The following is a 17,640-nucleotide window of genomic DNA, read 5'->3' as shown; positions in this document are numbered from 1 at the left end:
GTGAGCGACAGCCCCAAAAACCTAAGCTGGAGGGTATCAATCATGAACAAGCTCATTGGAATCGCAGCAGTTGCCATCGCTTTCGCCGCACCGGTTGCTTCTTTCGCACAATCGAACCAACCGCTTACGCGCGCTGAAGTTCGCGAACAGATCGTTCAGTTGGAAAAGGCCGGTTATAACCCCGGCTTCGTGAGCGACTCGCACTATCCGTCGGACATTCAAGCTGCTGAAGCGCGCGTTGCGGGTCAAGGCAACTCGTTTGGCGGTGCGACTGAAGGCTCGGCGCAAGCCGGCTCGCGTGCGGTGCAAGCCGACGTGTTCCCGACGTTTGCGCATCACTAAGCAACAGGTAGTCTCGTTATAAAGAAAGCGCTCGCAATTGCGGGCGCTTTTTCTTTGGCTAGAGCAAGCGCTAATGAAAACGCTAAAGCGGAAAGCCGCCCGCAAAGGTCTCGCGCAAATAGCCGATGAAAAGCGCGACCGCACGCGGCACATGAGGCGCATAAGGACGCACGACATAAAGCTGATCGGCGAATGTGTCCACGCAGCGCCAGTCCGGCAGCAACACCACAAGCTTTCCCGCCTGCACCGCGGCTTGCGCGCTGAAGTCGGGCAACAGCGCGATACCCAGATCGTCGAGCGCGGCATCGCGCAGCACTTCGCTATTGTTCGCGGAGAATGGCCCGTTGACCGCAAGCGTATGAGGCCCGGCCGCCGTCTTGCGCGCGCCCTTACGCACGAACGACCACACGCCCGATGTCTGCGCGCGCGGATAAAACAGGCAGTCGTGCACCGCGAGATCGGCGGGCGTTGCGGGCATGCCGCGCCGTTTGAGATATGCATGTGTCGCCACGATCACCGAATGGGTATCGCACAACTTCCACGCGACATGCGTTTCCGGCGCTTGCGCGCTGTGCCGGATGGCGAGATCGAAGCCCTCCGTCGCAATGGAACTCAACCTGTCCGATGCTTCCAGTTGCACCCGCACTTCCGGATGCGCATGCAGAAAGCCCGCTAAACGCGGCACCAATTGCTGACGCGCGAACGCCATTGGCGCGGTGACGCGGATCAAGCCGCGCGCCACGCCCGCCATTTCCCTCACGCTCGAAAAGCTCGCGGCGATATGCTCGTACTGCGTGCGTGTATCGTCGACGAGGCGCCGTCCTGCCTCCGTGAAGCGCACGCTGCGCGTGGTGCGCGTGACGAGCGGCACGCCTGCCGCGCGCTCCAGTTCGGCGATACGCTGACTCATTGCGGCTTTGCTCACGTTGAGCCGCGCCGCCGCCGCCGTGTAGCTGCCCTGCTCGGCGAGCACCGTGAGCCAATGCAGATGCGTCCAGAGCCCTTCGACTTTTTGTGCGTCCATGCGCGGGGATTGTTTGCCGTTATGAACAATGAGTTCAATCATAACGCGTTCGCGGCGCACGATTCCGTCCTACACTCTTGGCATTGACACTTCTGGACAGGAGACGAAATGCAAGCGTATAACGACACCGCCGACGTGGTTCACTTCATTCATGGCGAACGCGTGAATGGCTCGGGCGCCCGCTCGCAGCCCATTTTCAATCCCGCGACGGGCGAGCGTCCGCGCAAGCTCGTGCTCGGCGAAGTCGCCGATGTCGATGCCGCCGTCGAGAGCGCGAAAGCCGCGTTCCCCGCATGGCGCGATACGCCGCCCATTCGGCGCGCGCGCGTCATGCTGAAGTTCCTCGAACTCATGAACCTGCGTCGCGATGAACTCGCGGCGATCATCACCGCCGAGCACGGCAAGGTCTTTACCGACGCGCAAGGCGAAGTGTCGCGCGGTATCGACGTGATCGAATTCGCCTGCGGCATTCCGCAATTGCTGAAGGGCGATTACACCGAACAAGTCTCCACCGGCATGGATAACTGGACGACGCGTCAGCCGCTCGGCGTCGTCGCGGGCATCACGCCGTTCAACTTCCCTTGCATGGTGCCGTGCTGGATGTTCCCCGTGGCCATTGCAAGCGGCAACGCGTTCATCCTGAAGCCGAGCGAGCGCGATCCGTCCGCGTCGCTTTTCATGGCTAATCTGCTGAAGGAAGCGGGTCTGCCGGACGGCATTTTCAACGTGGTGCAAGGCGACAAGGTCGTGGTCGATGCATTGCTCGAACATCCCGATGTGCGCGCGATCAGCTTTGTCGGTTCGACGCCTATCGCCAACTATATCTACGAGACCGGCGCGAAGCACGGCAAGCGTGTGCAGGCGCTCGGCGGCGCGAAGAATCACATGGTCGTGATGCCGGATGCCGATCTCGATCAGGCTATCGATGCGCTCATCGGCGCGGGCTATGGTTCGGCGGGCGAGCGCTGCATGGCGGTATCGGTCGCGGTGCTGGTGGGCGACGTGGCGGACAAGATCGTGCCGCGCCTCGCCGAACGTGCGCAGCAGCTCATCATCAAGAACGGCATGGAGCTGGATGCCGAAATGGGGCCGATCGTCACGCGCGCCGCGCTGGAACGTATCGAAGGTTATATCGCGCTGGGCGTGGATGAAGGCGCGAAACTCGTCGTCGATGGACGCGGCCACAAGGTTCCCGGTCACGAAGACGGCTTCTTCACGGGCGGCACGCTGTTCGACCATGTGACGCCGAACATGCGCATCTACAAGGAAGAAATCTTCGGGCCGGTGCTTTCATGCGTGCGCGTGAAGGACTTCGGCGAAGCCGTGGAACTCGTCAATGCGCACGAGTTCGGCAACGGCGTCGCCTGCTACACGCGCGATGGTCACGTTGCGCGCGAGTTCGGCCGACGCATCGAAGTGGGCATGGTCGGCATCAACGTACCCATTCCCGTTCCGATGGCATGGCATGGCTTCGGCGGCTGGAAGCGCAGTCTCTTCGGCGACATGCACGCTTATGGCGAAGAAGGCGTGCGCTTCTATACGAAGCAAAAGTCCATCATGCAACGCTGGCCGGAAAGCACGGAAAAGGGCGCGGAATTCGTGATGCCGACCGCGAAGTAAGGCATACGCAGCACAGGTAGTCGTCGCCCGCTTGGCTTCCGTGCAGGAAGGAGCGGGCGATTTGTCATCTGGCCTTGCAGCCTTGCGTGCGGTTTCATCGTCGAGAAGCTCGAGGCCACTATCGAGAGGACATGGTCATGAGCAGGAGCAACGCTTTATTGCCGTTACTCGGCATCAACAAGCCCATCATTCAAGCGCCGATGGCCGGTGTCACGACGCCTGCTCTCGCGGCGGCGGTATCGAATGCGGGCGGACTGGGGTCGCTCGGCGTGGGCGCGATGAACGCCGAAGCGGCGCGCAAGGTCATTCGCGAGACGCGCGCGCTGACCGACAAGCCGTTCAACGTCAACGTGTTCTGTCATAGCCCGGCTAAAGCCGACGCCGCTCTGGAAAGCACGTGGATCGAATGGCTCGCGCCCGTCTTCGCGCGATACGGCGCCACGCCGCCCGCGCGGCTCAGCGAAATCTACACGAGCTTTGTCGTCGATGAAGCCATGCTCAAGGTCTTCGTCGAAGAAAAGCCGGCTATCGTGAGCTTTCACTTCGGCCTGCCTTCGAAGGACTATATCGATGCCCTCCGTAACGCGGGCATCAAACTGATTGCATCTGCAACTAATGTGAGTGAAGCGGAGCAAATCGCAAAAGCGGGTATCGATGCGATCGTCGCGCAAGGCATCGAAGCAGGCGGGCATCGCGGTATCTTCGACGGCGAAGCCGACGACGATTATCTTGGCACCTTCGCGCTCACGCGTTTGCTCGTGCGCAAGTTCGACGTACCGGTGATCGCGGCGGGCGGCATCATGGATGGCGCGGGAATCGCCGCCGCGCTCGCGCTCGGCGCGCAGGCGGCGCAGCTTGGCACGGCTTTCGTTCCGACCACCGAGTCCGCAATCGATGCTGGATATCGTCGCGCGCTTCTGAGCGATGCCGCGAATCGCACCACGCTTACCGCCGCCATATCGGGCCGCCCGGCGCGCAGTCTCGTCAACAAGTTCACGGAACTCGGGCGCGAGGCAAACGCACCGAACAACCCCGCGTATCCCGTGACTTACGACGCGGGCAAGGCGCTGCATGCGGCGGCCAAGGCACGAGGCGAGTTCGGCTATGGCGCGCAATGGGGCGGGCAGGCGGCCGCACTCGCGCGCGAAATGTCCGCCGCGGAATTGATGGCGCGGCTCGAAGCGGAACTCGATGAAACGATCGAATCCTTACAGCGTTATTCGCGTTGAATAGCGGATTCGAGCAAGGCGTCATCACCTCGGCGCTGTAAAGCTTAGTCGAAACGCTTCGTTGGTCGGATGGGCAGTCGATGCTTCAATGTTTCGGTCGCGTTCTTTCGCGGCTTGCCCACGATATCCGAAACCAACGGAGCAACCGATGTCCGATTCCGCTACGCTCGACCACGATTCCGTCCGTCAGCCCGCCGCCACGCAGGAGCCTTTCCAGGTCCGTCCCATAGGCGGCCGCATTGGCGCCGAAGTGCGCGGCGTGACGCTCTCAGGCGATCTCGACGATACCGCCATCACTCGCATCAACGACGCGCTGCTCAAGCACAAGGTGCTGTTCTTTCGCGGCCAGTCGCATCTGGACGACGCTTCGCAGGAAGCGTTCGCCGCGCGTTTTGGCGACACCGTGGCGCATCCCACGGTGCCTTCGAAGGAAGGCACGAGCCGTCTGCTTGAACTCGATTCGAAGCACGGCACGCGCGCCAATTCATGGCATACGGATGTCACTTTCGTCGATGCCTATCCGAAGATTTCCATCCTGCGCGGCGTGGTGATCCCGCCCGCCGGCGGCGATACCGTGTGGGGCAACACCGCCGCCGCCTACAGCAACCTGCCGCAGCCCTTGCGCGATCTCGCCGACAACCTCTGGGCGTTGCATTCGAACGCCTACGACTACGCAGCCACGCGCAACGCGCCCGACACCGAGACGGAGCGCGAGTACCGCAAGCAGTTCACCTCCACGCTCTACGAGACGGAACATCCCGTGGTGCGCGTGCATCCGGAAACGGGTGAACGCACGCTCGTGCTGGGTCACTTCGTGCAGCGCTTCGTCGGGCTGTCGCAGCGCGATTCGGACCGACTGCTCGAAATCTTCCACGATCACATTCAGCGCCTCGAGAACACGGTGCGCTGGCGCTGGACCCAAGGCGATGTCGCGATCTGGGACAACCGCGCGACGCAGCACTACGCGGTGGCGGATTACGGCGATGACCACCGCGTCGTGCGTCGCGCGACCGTTCACGGCGACGTGCCCGTTTCCATCGACGGCAGAAAGAGCCGCACCGTCAAGCGCGAAGCACGCGCCTGAATGCCCTCACTGGCGATGACGCGGGTCATCGCCAGTCGATCATCGAATAACGCCGAAGGACAAGATGACAACGAGATTCGCGCGCTTCGCGGGCGCTCTTTTGTGCGCCGCATTCGTTTCCATCTCGCACGCCGCGGCGCCGGAAACGGTGCGCATCGGCGTCGCGCAGCAGGGCGCGGGCGACCCGCCCACGTTCGGCGGCTCGCCTGCCGCCACCGCGCAATTGCAGCATCGTGTCGAGGATGCATTGCAGGGCGATCACATCAAGGTCGAGTGGATCTTCTTCAAGGGCGCGGGTCCGGCCGTGAACGAGGCGCTCGCCAACAAGCAGATCGACTTCGCGTATCAGGGTGACTTGCCCGCCGTGCTCGGACGCGCGAACGGCCTGAAGACGCACTTGCTGCTCGAATCGAATGTGCGCGCGGGCGTGTATGTCGCGGTGCCGCCGGACTCCGACATCAAGTCGGTGAAAGACCTCAAGGGCAAGCGCGTGGCGATTTTTCGGGGCACGAATCTGCAGCTCGTCGCGGATAACGTGCTCAAGGAAAACGGCCTGACCGAACGCGATCTGCGCGTCATCAATCTCGATACGGCCGCGGCGCAGGCAGCGCTTGCGTCGAAGGGCGTCGATGCCGTGTTTCTCGACTACTCGCTTTTCAAGTTGCAACGCCAGGGTCTCGCGAAGATCGTTTATGCGTCGCGCGATGGCGGCATGCAACTGACGCGGCAAGCGCATCTGCTCGTACTCGACGACTTCGAAAGCGCGCATCCCGACGTGGTGCAAAAGGTCGTGACTTCGGTGGTGCAGGCCGCGCAATGGTCGTCCGACGAAGGCAATCGCAATGCGCTCTTCACGTTGTGGTCGAAGAGCGGCGTGCCGTCGGAGTCGTGGGCATCGGAGTATGCGAATCAGCCTTTGAAGGACCGCAATTCGCCGCTCATCGATCCATTTGTGCAGGCACGCTATCAGTCCGTCGCCGATGACGCCTTGCGGCTGAACCTCATTCGCCAACCTGTCAGCGTGAACGGCTGGTTCGAGCCGAAGTATCTCGATCAGGCGCTCAAGTCGCTCAAGCTCGAAAGCTACTGGCCGCGCTTCGATGCGTCGGGCAAGCCGGTCGCCTGACCCGCTTCTTTCTCAACGGAGAACTTCCGATGGCGAATGCTCTCTCGCGTGTGCTGGTGCCGGCGGCACGCCGCAACGCTTCGGTCGCGCGCGCATCCGGCGGCACGGCGCGTTCGCTTGGCTGGGCCGTATTGCCGTGGCTTCTGCCGCTCGCCTGCGCGTTGCTATGGGTTATAGGCTCGCGTTTTGGATGGATCTCCGCGCAGGTTCTGCCGCCGCCCTCGCTGGTCTTCGATACCCTTACCGCGCTCATCAAGAGCGGCGAACTATGGATGCACTTGGGCGCGAGCATGTCGCGCGCGGCTGTCGGCTTTGGCGGCGGCGTGGTGCTCGGCATTCTGCTAGGCGGCGTGCTCGGCCTGTCGCGCACGGTCGAGGCGTATGTGCTGCCGAGCTTCAACGCGATCGTGCAGGTGCCCGTGCTCGGCTGGCTGCCGTTTCTGATGATCGTGGTGGGCATCGGTGAGCCGTTGAAGTATCTGCTCATCGGTCATGCCGCGCTCGTGCCGGTGACCCTGAGCACCTTGCAGGGCTTTCGCAGCACGCCGCCCGAGTTGCGTGAGGTCGCGGCGGTGTATCGCTATACGCGCTGGCAAACCATTTTGCGTGTGGTCTTGCCCTCGTCGGTGCCGATGATCGGCACGGGCATTCGCCTCGCCTTCACCAAAGCATGGCTGACGCTCGTGGTCGTGGAACTCGTGGCATCGTCGGAAGGGCTCGGCTATCTGATCGTGTACGGACGTCAGCTCTTTCAGCTCGATCTGGTGCTGGCTTCGGTCTTGATCGTGGGCGCGGTCGGCTATGTCGCCGATCGCTTGTTGACCGCGCTCGAGCGCAAGTTGCAGCGCGGCGCGGTCTAGGAGCGGACGATGTCATCGATAGAACTCGAAGCAGTCCCGCGTGTCGCCTTGCCGAGGCGCTGGCGCGGCTTCGTGCTGCCGCTCGCGGCGCTGGCGATATGGTGGCTCGTATCGCGCGATGCCAAGCCCGCCCACGGCATGATGGTGTCGCCCGCGCAAGTGCTGCATGTCGCGTGGGAACAGTTGCGTAGCGGCGCGCTGGCGCGTGCGTTGTCGGCGTCGCTTGCGCGGGAGTTGACGGGCTTTGCGATCGGCACTTCGCTCGGGCTCGCGCTCGGCGCGTTGCTGGGTGTGTCGAAGCTCGCGAATCGCGCCATTGCGCCGAGCTTCAACACTTTCAAGCAAGTGTCGCTGTTCGCGTGGATTCCGCTCATCTCCGTGTGGTTCGGTCTCGGCGATGTCGCGAAGGTCGTGTTCCTGTCGCTCGCCGCGCTGGTTCCGGTCGTGATGCATACGAGCGACGGCATCCGCGCCGTGCCGCCGCGTTTTCTCGAAGTGGCGCGCGCATATCGCTACGGCAAGTTGCAGACGCTCGCGTTCGTGGTGCTGCCGGCCGCGCTGCCTTCGATCTTCACGGGCATCTATCTCGCGCTCATCTATTCGTGGCTCGCGACGCTCGGCGCGGAGTATCTGCTCGTCGCGGGAAGCGGGATCGGCAATACGCTCGTGGATGGCAGCGAACAGTTTCGGATGGATCTCGTCGTATTTGGCGTGATCGTCGTGGGAATAACGGGGTGGGCGCTCAACGCGCTCGCGCGTGCGGTGCAGCGGCGCTGGTTCAGCGAAGCGCGCGCGGCTTGAGGAGAATGACGATGGCAGCGATACCAACGATGGCAACGGACACGAGCGGCCTCGCGCTGCGGCGGGTGAGCAAGCGTTATGAAGGCGATGCAGGTGCGCCCGTGCTGGATCGTATCGACCTCTCGATCCGAAGCGGCGAGTTCGTGAGTATCGTCGGGGCGAGCGGTTGCGGGAAGTCGACGCTCTTGCGGTTGATCGCAGGCCTCGATGCGTCGTACGAAGGCGAGATCGAATTCGGTGGCGAGCGCGTGGTCTCGACGGATCTTTCGCGCGGCATCGTGTTTCAAGATCATCGTCTGTTTCCATGGCTGAACGTCGAACAGAACGTCGCGGTGGCCTTGCGCAACGCGCCTTTGAGCAAGCACGAGAAAGCGCGTGCGGTAGCCGAGCATGTGGCGCTCGTCGGCCTCGAGGGGTGCGAGGGACAGTATCCGCATCAGCTCTCGGGCGGCATGGCGCAGCGTGTCGCCATTGCGCGAGGGCTCGTCAACCGGCCGCGTTTGCTCTTGCTCGATGAACCGTTCGGCGCACTCGATGCGCTCACGCGCGCACGGCTCCAGGACGAACTGCAACGCATCTGGGCGCAGGAGCGCATCACGATGGTCCTCGTCACGCATGACGTCGAGGAGGCGGTGCTGCTCTCGGATCGCATCGTAGTGATGGAAGCGCGTCCGGGACGTATCGGCGAAATCGTCGATGTCGACCTGCCGCGTCCGCGCAAGCGCGGCAGTCTCGATGTCGTCGCGCTCAGGGACGGTATTCTCGAAGGGTTCTTTCACGAAGCGTAGAAGTACTGCCAGACAGCGCTCGTCGCCATCGCCATCGCCGTGAAATAAAAATCGAACGGATTCGACGGCCAGTCAAGGCTTATATTCGTGAAGCGGCCCGCGCGGGCCGTTTATGTTCAACACTCTGGCTGACCGCTCGCGTCACGCCATACGTGTCTGCCCGCCTTGCATGCACGCTTCGACGCCCGTTGCGCGCGCGGTAATATAGACTGATACCTTTGTTCTTCGAGGCGGTCCATGACCAGCAAGCACGCAATCGACGTCCGTCTTACGGAACATCTCGCGGTTTTCGTCAGGGCGCGCTCAGGCCTTGCTCGCGAAGCCGGACTTCTCCCGGAGGCAAGGCGCCTGGACCACAGCGACAATGCGCCGATGCGGGAGAAGTCATGACACCGGCAACCGACTTCCCCATTGTCGGCGTCGGCGCGTCCGCTGGCGGCGTCGAGGCGCTCGAAGGCTTCTTTCGCGGCATGCCGGAAAAGCCAGGCCTCGCTTGCGTGATCATCACGCACCTGAGTCCGGACCGTATCAGCTTGTTGCCGGAGATTGTTTCGCGTTTTACGCCAATGCAGGTACACGCGATTGCCGAAGGCGAGCCGATCGAGATCGATAGCGTCTATCTCTTGCCGCGCGATGCCATCGTCAGCGTCTCGAACCGAACCTTGCACGTGCAGTCACTGGACAAGCCGCGTCGCGAGCGCAAGCCGATCGACCATTTTCTGAGCACGCTCGCGCTCGATATCGGCGAACTGTCGGCAGGCGTCATTCTCTCGGGCGGCGATTCGGACGGCACGCTCGGCATCAAGGCCATCAAGGAGCGGGGCGGACTGACGCTCGCACAGGTTGCGGACGGCTTCGGACCGCATCACCCGGACATGCCCAATAGCGCCATTGCCACTGGCCTGGTCGATTTCGCCGTGCCGGTCGACCAAATGGGCGCGAAGCTCGCGAGCTTTGCCGCGGGCGCCTTCAGGCTCGATTCCGTCGTGGAAGAGCCCGAAGTCGAAGCCGCCGCGAAAGCATTCGACGAGGCGCGAGAAGCCATTTACGGCATCTTGCGCGATAACGTCGGACACGACTTCAGCGGCTACAAGGTCAAGACTTTTTCGCGGCGGGTGCAGCGGCGCATGCAGGTCCGGGCGATGGCAACTCCGGAGAGTTATGTAGCGCGGCTCGCGGCCGATCCGCAGGAAGTGACGGCACTGTTTCGCGATCTCTTGATCAACGTCACGAGCTTTTTCCGCGATGAGCACGCGTTCGAGAGTCTCGCCACACTCGTCCTGCCGAAGCTTTTCGAAGGCCGCACCGCCGAGGATGTCGTGCGTGTCTGGGTGCCGGGCTGCGCCACGGGCGAGGAAGTGTATTCCATCGCCATGCTGATGTCCGAACAGATCGCAGGTGTCGAGAAGGCGCCGCGCATCCAGATCTTCGCCACCGATATCGACGACGGAGCGCTCACGGTGGCGCGTGCGGCGCGCTATCCGCTGGCGTTGCTCGACAATGTATCGCAAGAGCGGCGCGACCGTTTCTTCGTGCCGGACGGCAGCAGCTTCGTGGTGGCCAAGGAAGTGCGCGAACTGTGCATCTTTTCACCGCACAGCGTCATTCGCGATCCGCCTTTCTCACGCATCGATCTCGTGTCGTGCCGCAATCTCCTCATCTACTTCGGCATCGAGGTCCAGAATCAGGTCATTCCGACCTTCCACTATGCGCTGCGCCCGGACGGTTTTCTGTTCCTCGGCCCGTCGGAGAACGTGAGCCAGTTCGACGAGTTGTTCGTTCCGCTCGACAAGAAGCATAGGCTTTTCAAGCGCCGCGCCGATGTCGTGTCGCAAGTGCGTCTGCCGCTCGCGGTATCCGCGCTGACTATCGGCCATCTGTCCGCGTTGACGCCAAGCCGTCCGCCCCTGGGCGGCGCTGCGCTGCGCCTTGCTGTCGACGGTCATATGATCGACCGCTTCACACCGCCGCACGTGCTCGTGACGCGCGATGGCGATGTCGTCTACTACTCGGGCCGCACCGGCAAATATCTCGAGGCAGCGCCCGGCATGCCGACGCGCCAGCTATTCGCAATGGCGCGCAAGGGGCTGGGCCTCGACTTGCGCTCGGTGTTTCGCGAAGCGGTCGACTCGGGCCGCACGATCGCGCGAGAGGGGGTGGTGGTCGAGGGCGAGGACGGCCGTGTACAGGTGATCAATCTGACCATCGAGCCGCTCGTCCAGCAAGCGCCGGGTGAGCGCATGTATCTCGTCGTGTTCCAGGACCAAGGGCCCGTGCTCACGCGCGAAGAGGCGCTTGCGCGCGCCGAGGCCATGCACGACGGCACCGCGGAGCAAATCGAAAAGGAACTACGGGATACCCGTGAGCGCCTGCAATCGATGATAGAGGAATACGAGACCGCGCTCGAAGAACTCAAGTCGTCGAACGAAGAGTTGGTTTCGGTCAACGAGGAACTGCAATCGTCGAACGAAGAGCTGGAGGCGTCCAAGGAAGAGCTCGTCTCGCTCAACGAGGAGCTGCACACCGTCAATCTGGAACTGAATGGCAAGATCGACGCGCTCGACCGCTCGAACAGCGATCTTCACAACCTGTTCGAAAGCACGTCGGTCGCCACCGTGTTTCTCGACCGGCAATTTTCCATTCGCTCGTTTACCCCGGCAATGGCCGATATCTTCCATATCCGTCCGGTCGATCGCGGGCGTCCCATTTCGGAGCTCGTCAGCCGTCTCGACCTTCCGGGGCTGGAAGAAGGCATCCGTGAGGTATTCAGGAGTCAGGAAGCACGCGAACAGCAGGTCAGCAGCAAGGATGGGCTGAATCATTTCCTCGTGCGTCTCGCACCTTATCTCAACGGCGATCGCAAGATCGACGGTGTGGTCATTGCTTTCGTCGATATCACGGGAATGGTTCATGCTGAAGGTAGGCAGGACGTTTTGATTGCGGAACTGCAACACAGAACGCGAAATCTTTTATCCGTGATTCAGTCGATCGCGCAACAGACGCTCTTGGGCGACGAAGCGCTCGACACGTTCACGAGTCGCCTCGCCGCGCTTGGCAGGCTGCAGGGCTTGATCGGCGAAGCGAACGGGCATCTGATCAATTTGGGTGACATCGTTCGCCTTGAATTCGAGGCGCTCGGTGTCGGCAGCAGCGACAGGGTCTCGGTGAGTGGACCGGTCGTGCCGCTTGGCTTTCGCAACGTTCAGACGATCGCGCTCGTGCTTCACGAACTCGCGACCAACGCGCTCAAGTACGGCGCATTGAAGCATAAAGGCGCACGGCTCGTCGTCAGCTGGATTGTCGAGAAAAGAGAGTCCGGGCCGGAATGGCTCGTTCTGGACTGGATCGAAAGCGGTGTGCGCATCACGCCCGAGGACAAGAAAATCGGCTTCGGCCGGCAACTCATCGAGAAAGCGCTTCGTTTCACGCTACACGCTCGCACCGAGCTCGACTTCAACTGGGATGGGGTTTCGTGTCATATCGAGATCCCGCTGCGACCAGCGCATATGCACGGCAGCAGTCCCTAGGGGGTCCGAAAATGGCAGTAGTCGGGACACCGCTCGAAGGTTTGAGCATCTTGGTCGTGGAAGACGATTACCTGGTGGCGCTCGCGCTGTCCGCGTTGCTCGAAATTGCAGGGGCAATCGTCGTCGGGCCGGTGGCGTGGGCGCAGGACGCGCTGGCGCTTCTAGACGACGACGAACATTACATCGACGTTGCTATTCTCGACATCGACCTCAACGGCGAGAAGTCATACGCCGTAGCAGATGAACTGACGCTGCGTGAGATCCGCTTCATCTTTGCAACCGGGTACGGTGTCGATTCGATCGATATCGCCTACCGGCATCATCCGCGTTGTCAAAAACCCTTCGATCATCAAACGCTCTTCAACACGCTCGCACTGAGCGGGCGTTGAAGAATCGCGCTCACCGTTTCGGCTTGCCCGAAGTGAATGCTGTCACCGCATCACGAAAAGCCGCGCTTCCATAGACTTCCTCGATGATGTCTTCGTCCGCGAAGCTCTGGTCGATCACGATGCGCCGTAGGCTCTCCTTTACCGCCTTCTGCGTGATTGGCGACAACGCCATGAGCCGCTCGGCAAGCGCATGCGCGCTGGCATCGAGCGCGTCTTTCGTCACCACCGAATATACGTAGCCGCACGCCAGGACCTCGTTCGCTGCGAGAAAGTCGGCGAGCATCAGCATGCGCTTGACGCGCGGCACGCCGAAAGCCGCATGTAGCCGCGCGATATTGCGCGACGAAAGCGTGTTCGAGAGCGTCTTGGCAATCGGTGCGCCGAACCGGGAGTTTTCGCTGCACACGCGAAAGTCGCAGGCCGTGGCGAGCGCGAGACCACCGCCGACCGCCCAGCCATCGATCACGGCGAGCGTGGGAAGCGCGATGCGCTCGACTGTATCGATCACGCGCTCGACCAGCGCTTCGTAGGCCACGCCATCGTGTCCGCCGCGAAAGTCCTTGAAGTACTCGATATCCGTTCCCGCGATAAACGACTTGCCGCCCGCGCCGCGAAAGAGAATGCAGCGCACGTCTTTATTGCGCTGGCATTCGTCGATACGCGCGAGCAGCGCTTCGTACATGGGAATCGACATGGCGTTGTGACGCTCGGGCCGGTCGATGACGATCTCCGCCGCGCCCGATGCATGCAGCGTAAGCCGGACATGTTCGCTCATGGCTTCATTCCACTGGTTCCGTTGATCTCCGCGAAGATCTCTTCGTTATGTTCGCCGAGCAGGGGCGGATGGCGGCGCACGGTCTGCGGCGTCCCGAGCAGCTTGACCGGAAAGCCGATGTTCTTCACCTTGCCTTCGTGCGGATGATCGATTTCCATTGCCATGCGGCGATGCGTGGCATGTTCGCTCTCGAATGCTTCCGGATAAGTCAGGATAGGGCCGGCTGGAATGCCGGCCGCGAGCAGGGTATCGACCCATTCCGCGCTGTCGCGCTTGGCGAACTCCTCTTCGAGCACTTGGATCATGGCCTCGCGGTTTTTCAGGCGCAGCGAGACGTTCGCATAGTCGGCGTGGTCGATCAGATCGGGCCGCTTTAACAACCCGCACAGCTTCGTCCACAGCTTCTGGTTAGTCGCGCCCATCACGAAGTAGCCATCGCGCGCCTTCACGGCCTGATACGGCGCGCTCATCTTGTTGCTGGTGCCAAGCGGTGTCGGCGGCACGCCCGTGCCCCAGTATTCCGACATGTCCCAGATCGAGAAGGCCATGACGGAATCGAAGAGAGAAGCGTCGATATGCTGACCGACGCCCGATTTTTGCGCGCCGATATAAGCCGACAACAGCCCCGACACCGCAAAGAGCGCGCAGCCGATATCCGCCACCGGCACGCCCGCCTTGACCGGCTTGCCGCCGGGATATCCCGTCACGCTCATGACGCCGGACATGGCCTGAGCCATCAGATCGAAGCCGGGCCGCGTGGACCACGGGCCGCTTTGCCCGAAGCCCGAGATGCTCACATAAACGATCTTCGGGTTGATCTCCCGGATCGACTCGTAATCGATACGAAGCCGCTGCACCACGCCTGGCCGATAGTTCTCGACGATCACATCGGCAGTCTTCGCGAGCTTGTAGAAGAGCTCGCGGCCTTCGTCGCTCTTCAGGTCCAGCGTCACCGAACGCTTGTTGCGGTTCATGTTGAGAAAGCCCATGCTGTCGGGCCCTTTCATCTTGAAGCCCATCGCGCCGCGCGTCTGATCGCCTTCGGGCGGTTCCACCTTGATGACATCCGCGCCCATGTCGGCGAGCAGCATGCAGGCGAACGGTCCTGCCATGACCTGGCTTACGTCGAGCACGCGGATTCCGTCCAGGGGGAGAGGTTTTGTCTGGGTCATGTCGATTGGTTCGGTGGAGAAGGGCTTCGACCTGCGGCGCGGGTCATGCCTTCACTTTCGACCACCGCTTGCAATGCCGCAAGGCTTGCGCGGGCAAGGCTGGCTTCGCAATTCGCGAAAGCCTCGAGCGTGCTTCCTCGTTCAGACTAGTCGCGTTCGTCGAGCAGCTCGGCCACGACGCGTTGAAGTGTCTGTTCCTGAGCGTGACCTTCGACGCAAGAAAGCACGTAGCTGCGCTTATGCCAGTCGCCTGCAATCTCCTGCGACGCAATCGCGCGTTCCGGGTGAAAGCTGCGCAGCACAGCCGCGGGCATGAGGCCGACGCCCAAGCCCTGACGCACCATCACGAGCATGGTGTCGAAGCCGCTCACGGCGTAATTGTTCGCGAAGAGTCGTCCCCGGCTCTGATGTGCGCGTTGCAGCGCGGACAGAATGGCGGAGCCTTTGCCGAGACTGATCACGGGCAAGTCCATGATCTCGTCGATACCGAGCGGCGCATCGTCGAACTGAAAATGTTCGGTGCTATACACGAGTTCGAGCCGGTCTTCGCGATACGGCACGCGGTCGAGGTCGAGAAAGCCGCTCTTCTTTTCGTAGATGCCGATATCGATGACCTTGTCGCGCAACAACTGCTGAACGATCTTGCTGTTCTCCTCTTGAACCATGAGCGAGATGCTGGGATGCTTGCGCTGAATCCCGGCGATGGCGCCCGCCAGAAACTGCATGACCACCGCCTTCGGCGCACCGATGATGATGCGCCCGTGGCGCCCTTCCTTGAGCGCGCGCGCATCGCCTTCGAGACGGTCGATCAGATTGTCGATCTGGCGGATGTAGAGCAGCAGCTTCGCGCCCGGCTCGGTAAGCTGCACACCGTGCGGAACGCGCGTGAAGAGCTTCGCGCCGAGTTGCGCTTCGAGGTCCGATACGCGCCGCGAGGCGGCGGCCACCGCGAGACTGAGCTTGTCCGCGGCGCGCGAGATGCTGCCTTCGTCCGCGATGGCGAGAACCAGACGGATGGTGGTCGTATCGAATTTCACTAAGGCTCCGTTTTGTCGTGCTCGCGAATGTGAAGTGTCCGCGAAGGCCCACCGGACAGGCAAACCCGGTAACTCTGCCCGCGCACGGGTAAACGATTAACCCGCCTCCCGGCTTTGCATTCAGCGAATATAAAACAGCGATGCTATATTGCGCCGAACCGATGCGGCCGAGCTTAAAGCGGCGCATTGCACTGGGTAGACAGCCCGCCATCCGGACGCCAAAGTCCACGGAGGAGACATGAATATAAAGAAAGCGATTGACCGCATTCCAGGCGGTCTCATGCTCGTGCCCTTGCTGCTCGGCGCCTGCGTCCATACTTTCGCGCCGGGCGCGGGCAAGTACTTCGGCTCGTTCACGAACGGGTTGATCACGGGCACCGTGCCGATTCTCGCGGTGTGGTTCTTCTGCATGGGCGCGACCATCGACCTGCGCGCGACCGGCACCGTGCTGCGCAAGTCGGGCACCTTGCTCGTGACCAAGATGGCGGTTGCGTGGATCGCGACCATCGTCGCCGCGCACTTCATTCCCATCGATGGCGTCAAGGCCGGTCTCTTCGCGGGCCTGTCCGTGCTCGCCATCACCACGTCGATGGACATGACCAACGGCGGACTCTACGCCGCCGTGATGCAGCAGTACGGCAGCCGCGAGGAAGCGGGCGCGTTCGTGCTGATGTCGGTGGAATCCGGGCCGCTCGTCAGCATGCTGATTCTTGGCGCGACGGGCGTCGCGTTCTTCGAGCCACGCCTTTTCGTCGGCGCGGTGCTGCCGTTTCTGATTGGCTTCGCGCTCGGCAATTTGGACAGCGACCTGCGCGAACTGTTCGGCCGCTGCGTGCATCCGCTGATCCCGTTCTTCGGCTTCGCGCTCGGCAATGGCATCGACCTGCACGTGATCGCGACGAGCGGCTTGCCGGGGGTTGCGCTTGGGTTGGGCGTGATCGTCGTGACGGGCATTCCGCTGATTCTCGCGGATCGCTGGATTGCGGGCGGCAATGGCGCGGCGGGACTCGCGGCTTCATCGACCGCGGGCGCGGCGGTGGCGAATCCGGCGATCATCGGCGAGATGATTCCGCGCTTCAAGCCGCTCGTGCCGGCGGCCACCGCGATGGTCGCGACCGCCTGTCTCGTGACGGCCATTCTCGTGCCAATTCTGACCGCGCTCTGGGTGCGCCGGCATCGGGCGCGTCATGGCCTTGAAGAACAACGTGTGGAAGAACCGGTGCGGCCGCTCGGCGAGCGCGACGTGCACGTGTGATTTCGTGCGGCCGACGAGCCGTCAGGATGGCTCGTCGCTCACGAACAGCATCGAGATATAAAGAATGGTCGAAACGGCGATAAGGCCAACGCCCGTGAACACCTTGGTGCGATTGAATTCGAGCCCGCCGTCGATGGCGATACCAATGCCGAGCACCGAGCCGAGCGTCCCGAAGGCCGCGAGCGCGACATGCGCCTTGCTCAAAAAGAGACGCCGGCGTTTTCTGCCGGCTTCGCTGAAGGGTCCTCGTCGCATCGCTTCTCCATCGGCCATGTAGCCGCGCCGTTATTCGCGTTCCGGATGAAGCAGCAATATCACAAAAATAAAACGTGCTTCGCGAAAGAAAATCGGCGAAGCACGTTCGTATCGACGATGCGTCACTCGACGCTTTCCCAGTGCTCCGGCTCGCCCTTGTCCGTGATACGCACCTTCGCCAGCAAGGGCGTATAGCCGCGCAGCCTGATTTCGCTGACCGCGAGCTTTTCCGAACTGAACACCTGCTCGGTGATCTTCGTGCCGTCGGGATACTCGAGTGTGTATCCATCGATCGGGCCCCATCGGCCCTTGGGCAAGGGTTCAACGTAGATTTGCATCATGATGACTCCGGCGTT

At 62.2% G+C, this 17,640-nt stretch carries 17 protein-coding genes; 11 read left to right on the top strand and 6 right to left on the bottom strand.

Going from position 1 to position 17,640, the window contains the following annotated elements; genetic code table 11:
* Positions 1-42 precede the first annotated feature (42 nt).
* A complete protein-coding gene (locus NCR98_RS27950; protein WP_244829995.1) occupies positions 43-342 on the top strand; it encodes a DUF4148 domain-containing protein in 300 nt (99 codons plus the stop codon).
* An 82-nt stretch (positions 343-424) separates the two neighbouring features.
* Here the strand turns inward: NCR98_RS27950 and NCR98_RS27945 are convergent, their stop codons facing one another.
* Positions 425-1,366 carry a LysR family transcriptional regulator gene (locus NCR98_RS27945; protein WP_250527978.1) on the bottom strand — a complete coding sequence of 314 codons (942 nt, stop codon included), beginning with the start codon at positions 1,364-1,366 and terminating at the stop codon, positions 425-427.
* 108 nt (positions 1,367-1,474) lie between these two features.
* Between NCR98_RS27945 and NCR98_RS27940 the strand changes: the two genes are divergently transcribed.
* The 9 genes from NCR98_RS27940 (at position 1,475) to NCR98_RS27900 (ending at position 12,790) form a co-directional block, all read left to right on the top strand.
* Complete coding sequence (locus NCR98_RS27940; protein WP_250527977.1) at positions 1,475-2,986, top strand: CoA-acylating methylmalonate-semialdehyde dehydrogenase; 1,512 nt, start codon at positions 1,475-1,477, stop codon at positions 2,984-2,986.
* A gap of 137 nt (positions 2,987-3,123) precedes the next feature.
* Positions 3,124-4,215, top strand: a complete 1,092-nt coding sequence (locus NCR98_RS27935; protein WP_250527976.1) for an NAD(P)H-dependent flavin oxidoreductase — start codon at positions 3,124-3,126, stop codon at positions 4,213-4,215.
* Between the two features lie 148 nt (positions 4,216-4,363).
* Positions 4,364-5,299: a TauD/TfdA dioxygenase family protein gene (locus NCR98_RS27930; protein WP_250510778.1), complete on the top strand. Its 936-nt coding sequence runs from the start codon at positions 4,364-4,366 to the stop codon at positions 5,297-5,299.
* Positions 5,300-5,363: 64 nt separating this feature from the next.
* Complete coding sequence (locus tag NCR98_RS27925) at positions 5,364-6,425, top strand: ABC transporter substrate-binding protein (RefSeq protein WP_244830000.1); 1,062 nt, start codon at positions 5,364-5,366, stop codon at positions 6,423-6,425.
* Positions 6,426-6,454: 29 nt separating this feature from the next.
* On the top strand, positions 6,455-7,285 hold the full coding sequence (locus tag NCR98_RS27920; RefSeq protein WP_250468606.1) for an ABC transporter permease: 831 nt from the start codon (positions 6,455-6,457) through the stop codon (positions 7,283-7,285).
* A 9-nt stretch (positions 7,286-7,294) separates the two neighbouring features.
* The gene (locus NCR98_RS27915) at positions 7,295-8,086 is read left to right on the top strand and encodes an ABC transporter permease (RefSeq protein ID WP_250527975.1); all 792 of its coding nucleotides are present in this window, start codon (positions 7,295-7,297) and stop codon (positions 8,084-8,086) included.
* Positions 8,087-8,106: 20 nt separating this feature from the next.
* Positions 8,107-8,874 (top strand): ABC transporter ATP-binding protein, encoded by a 768-nt coding sequence (locus tag NCR98_RS27910; RefSeq protein ID WP_250469491.1) that lies wholly within the window; start codon positions 8,107-8,109, stop codon positions 8,872-8,874.
* A 386-nt stretch (positions 8,875-9,260) separates the two neighbouring features.
* Entirely contained in the window at positions 9,261-12,401 is a 3,141-nt protein-coding gene (locus tag NCR98_RS27905; protein ID WP_250527974.1) for a CheR family methyltransferase, read from the top strand.
* Positions 12,402-12,412: 11 nt separating this feature from the next.
* A complete protein-coding gene (locus NCR98_RS27900) occupies positions 12,413-12,790 on the top strand; it encodes a response regulator (protein ID WP_250468600.1) in 378 nt (125 codons plus the stop codon).
* A gap of 10 nt (positions 12,791-12,800) precedes the next feature.
* Here the strand turns inward: NCR98_RS27900 and NCR98_RS27895 are convergent, their stop codons facing one another.
* From NCR98_RS27895 to NCR98_RS27885, 3 genes are all read right to left on the bottom strand, one after another.
* Positions 12,801-13,565, bottom strand: coding sequence for an enoyl-CoA hydratase (locus NCR98_RS27895; protein ID WP_250468598.1), 765 nt, complete (start codon positions 13,563-13,565; stop codon positions 12,801-12,803).
* Entirely contained in the window at positions 13,562-14,737 is a 1,176-nt protein-coding gene (locus NCR98_RS27890; RefSeq protein ID WP_250527973.1) for a CaiB/BaiF CoA transferase family protein, read from the bottom strand. Before NCR98_RS27890 ends, NCR98_RS27895 begins: the two co-directional genes overlap by 4 nt.
* A 146-nt stretch (positions 14,738-14,883) precedes the next feature.
* Positions 14,884-15,774 carry a LysR family transcriptional regulator gene (locus NCR98_RS27885; protein ID WP_250527972.1) on the bottom strand — a complete coding sequence of 297 codons (891 nt, stop codon included), beginning with the start codon at positions 15,772-15,774 and terminating at the stop codon, positions 14,884-14,886.
* A 238-nt stretch (positions 15,775-16,012) separates the two neighbouring features.
* Between NCR98_RS27885 and kdgT the strand changes: the two genes are divergently transcribed.
* On the top strand, positions 16,013-17,029 hold the full coding sequence (gene kdgT / locus NCR98_RS27880) for a 2-keto-3-deoxygluconate transporter (RefSeq protein WP_244830008.1): 1,017 nt from the start codon (positions 16,013-16,015) through the stop codon (positions 17,027-17,029).
* Positions 17,030-17,050: 21 nt separating this feature from the next.
* On the opposite strand, the gene NCR98_RS27875 is transcribed toward kdgT, so the two are convergent.
* Together NCR98_RS27875 and NCR98_RS27870 are read right to left on the bottom strand one after the other, a co-directional pair.
* Positions 17,051-17,284, bottom strand: coding sequence for a hypothetical protein (locus tag NCR98_RS27875; protein WP_244830009.1), 234 nt, complete (start codon positions 17,282-17,284; stop codon positions 17,051-17,053).
* A 122-nt stretch (positions 17,285-17,406) separates the two neighbouring features.
* Positions 17,407-17,625 (bottom strand): hypothetical protein, encoded by a 219-nt coding sequence (locus NCR98_RS27870; protein ID WP_244830010.1) that lies wholly within the window; start codon positions 17,623-17,625, stop codon positions 17,407-17,409.
* Positions 17,626-17,640: the final 15 nt, after the last annotated feature.

Source organism: Caballeronia sp. GAWG2-1 (assembly GCF_023631405.1).
Lineage (GTDB): Bacteria > Pseudomonadota > Gammaproteobacteria > Burkholderiales > Burkholderiaceae > Caballeronia.
Note: the sequence above shows the minus strand (reverse complement) of the source record. Positions and strands in the feature narration are given on the sequence as shown.

What these genes read in the sequence shown, in the direction of transcription:
- NCR98_RS27935 (WP_250527976.1), top strand. Translation starts at nt 3,124, where the DNA reads ATGAGCAGGAGCAACGCTTTATTGCCGTTACTCGGCATCAACAAGCCC.
- NCR98_RS27870 (WP_244830010.1), bottom strand. Translation starts at nt 17,625, where the DNA reads ATGATGCAAATCTACGTTGAACCCTTGCCCAAGGGCCGATGGGGCCCG.
- NCR98_RS27895 (WP_250468598.1), bottom strand. Translation starts at nt 13,565, where the DNA reads ATGAGCGAACATGTCCGGCTTACGCTGCATGCATCGGGCGCGGCGGAG.
- kdgT (WP_244830008.1), top strand. Translation starts at nt 16,013, where the DNA reads ATGAATATAAAGAAAGCGATTGACCGCATTCCAGGCGGTCTCATGCTC.
- NCR98_RS27930 (WP_250510778.1), top strand. Translation starts at nt 4,364, where the DNA reads ATGTCCGATTCCGCTACGCTCGACCACGATTCCGTCCGTCAGCCCGCC.
- NCR98_RS27925 (WP_244830000.1), top strand. Translation starts at nt 5,364, where the DNA reads ATGACAACGAGATTCGCGCGCTTCGCGGGCGCTCTTTTGTGCGCCGCA.
- NCR98_RS27915 (WP_250527975.1), top strand. Translation starts at nt 7,295, where the DNA reads ATGTCATCGATAGAACTCGAAGCAGTCCCGCGTGTCGCCTTGCCGAGG.
- NCR98_RS27950 (WP_244829995.1), top strand. Translation starts at nt 43, where the DNA reads ATGAACAAGCTCATTGGAATCGCAGCAGTTGCCATCGCTTTCGCCGCA.
- NCR98_RS27875 (WP_244830009.1), bottom strand. Translation starts at nt 17,284, where the DNA reads ATGCGACGAGGACCCTTCAGCGAAGCCGGCAGAAAACGCCGGCGTCTC.
- NCR98_RS27920 (WP_250468606.1), top strand. Translation starts at nt 6,455, where the DNA reads ATGGCGAATGCTCTCTCGCGTGTGCTGGTGCCGGCGGCACGCCGCAAC.
- NCR98_RS27940 (WP_250527977.1), top strand. Translation starts at nt 1,475, where the DNA reads ATGCAAGCGTATAACGACACCGCCGACGTGGTTCACTTCATTCATGGC.
- NCR98_RS27905 (WP_250527974.1), top strand. Translation starts at nt 9,261, where the DNA reads ATGACACCGGCAACCGACTTCCCCATTGTCGGCGTCGGCGCGTCCGCT.
- NCR98_RS27945 (WP_250527978.1), bottom strand. Translation starts at nt 1,366, where the DNA reads ATGGACGCACAAAAAGTCGAAGGGCTCTGGACGCATCTGCATTGGCTC.
- NCR98_RS27900 (WP_250468600.1), top strand. Translation starts at nt 12,413, where the DNA reads ATGGCAGTAGTCGGGACACCGCTCGAAGGTTTGAGCATCTTGGTCGTG.
- NCR98_RS27890 (WP_250527973.1), bottom strand. Translation starts at nt 14,737, where the DNA reads ATGACCCAGACAAAACCTCTCCCCCTGGACGGAATCCGCGTGCTCGAC.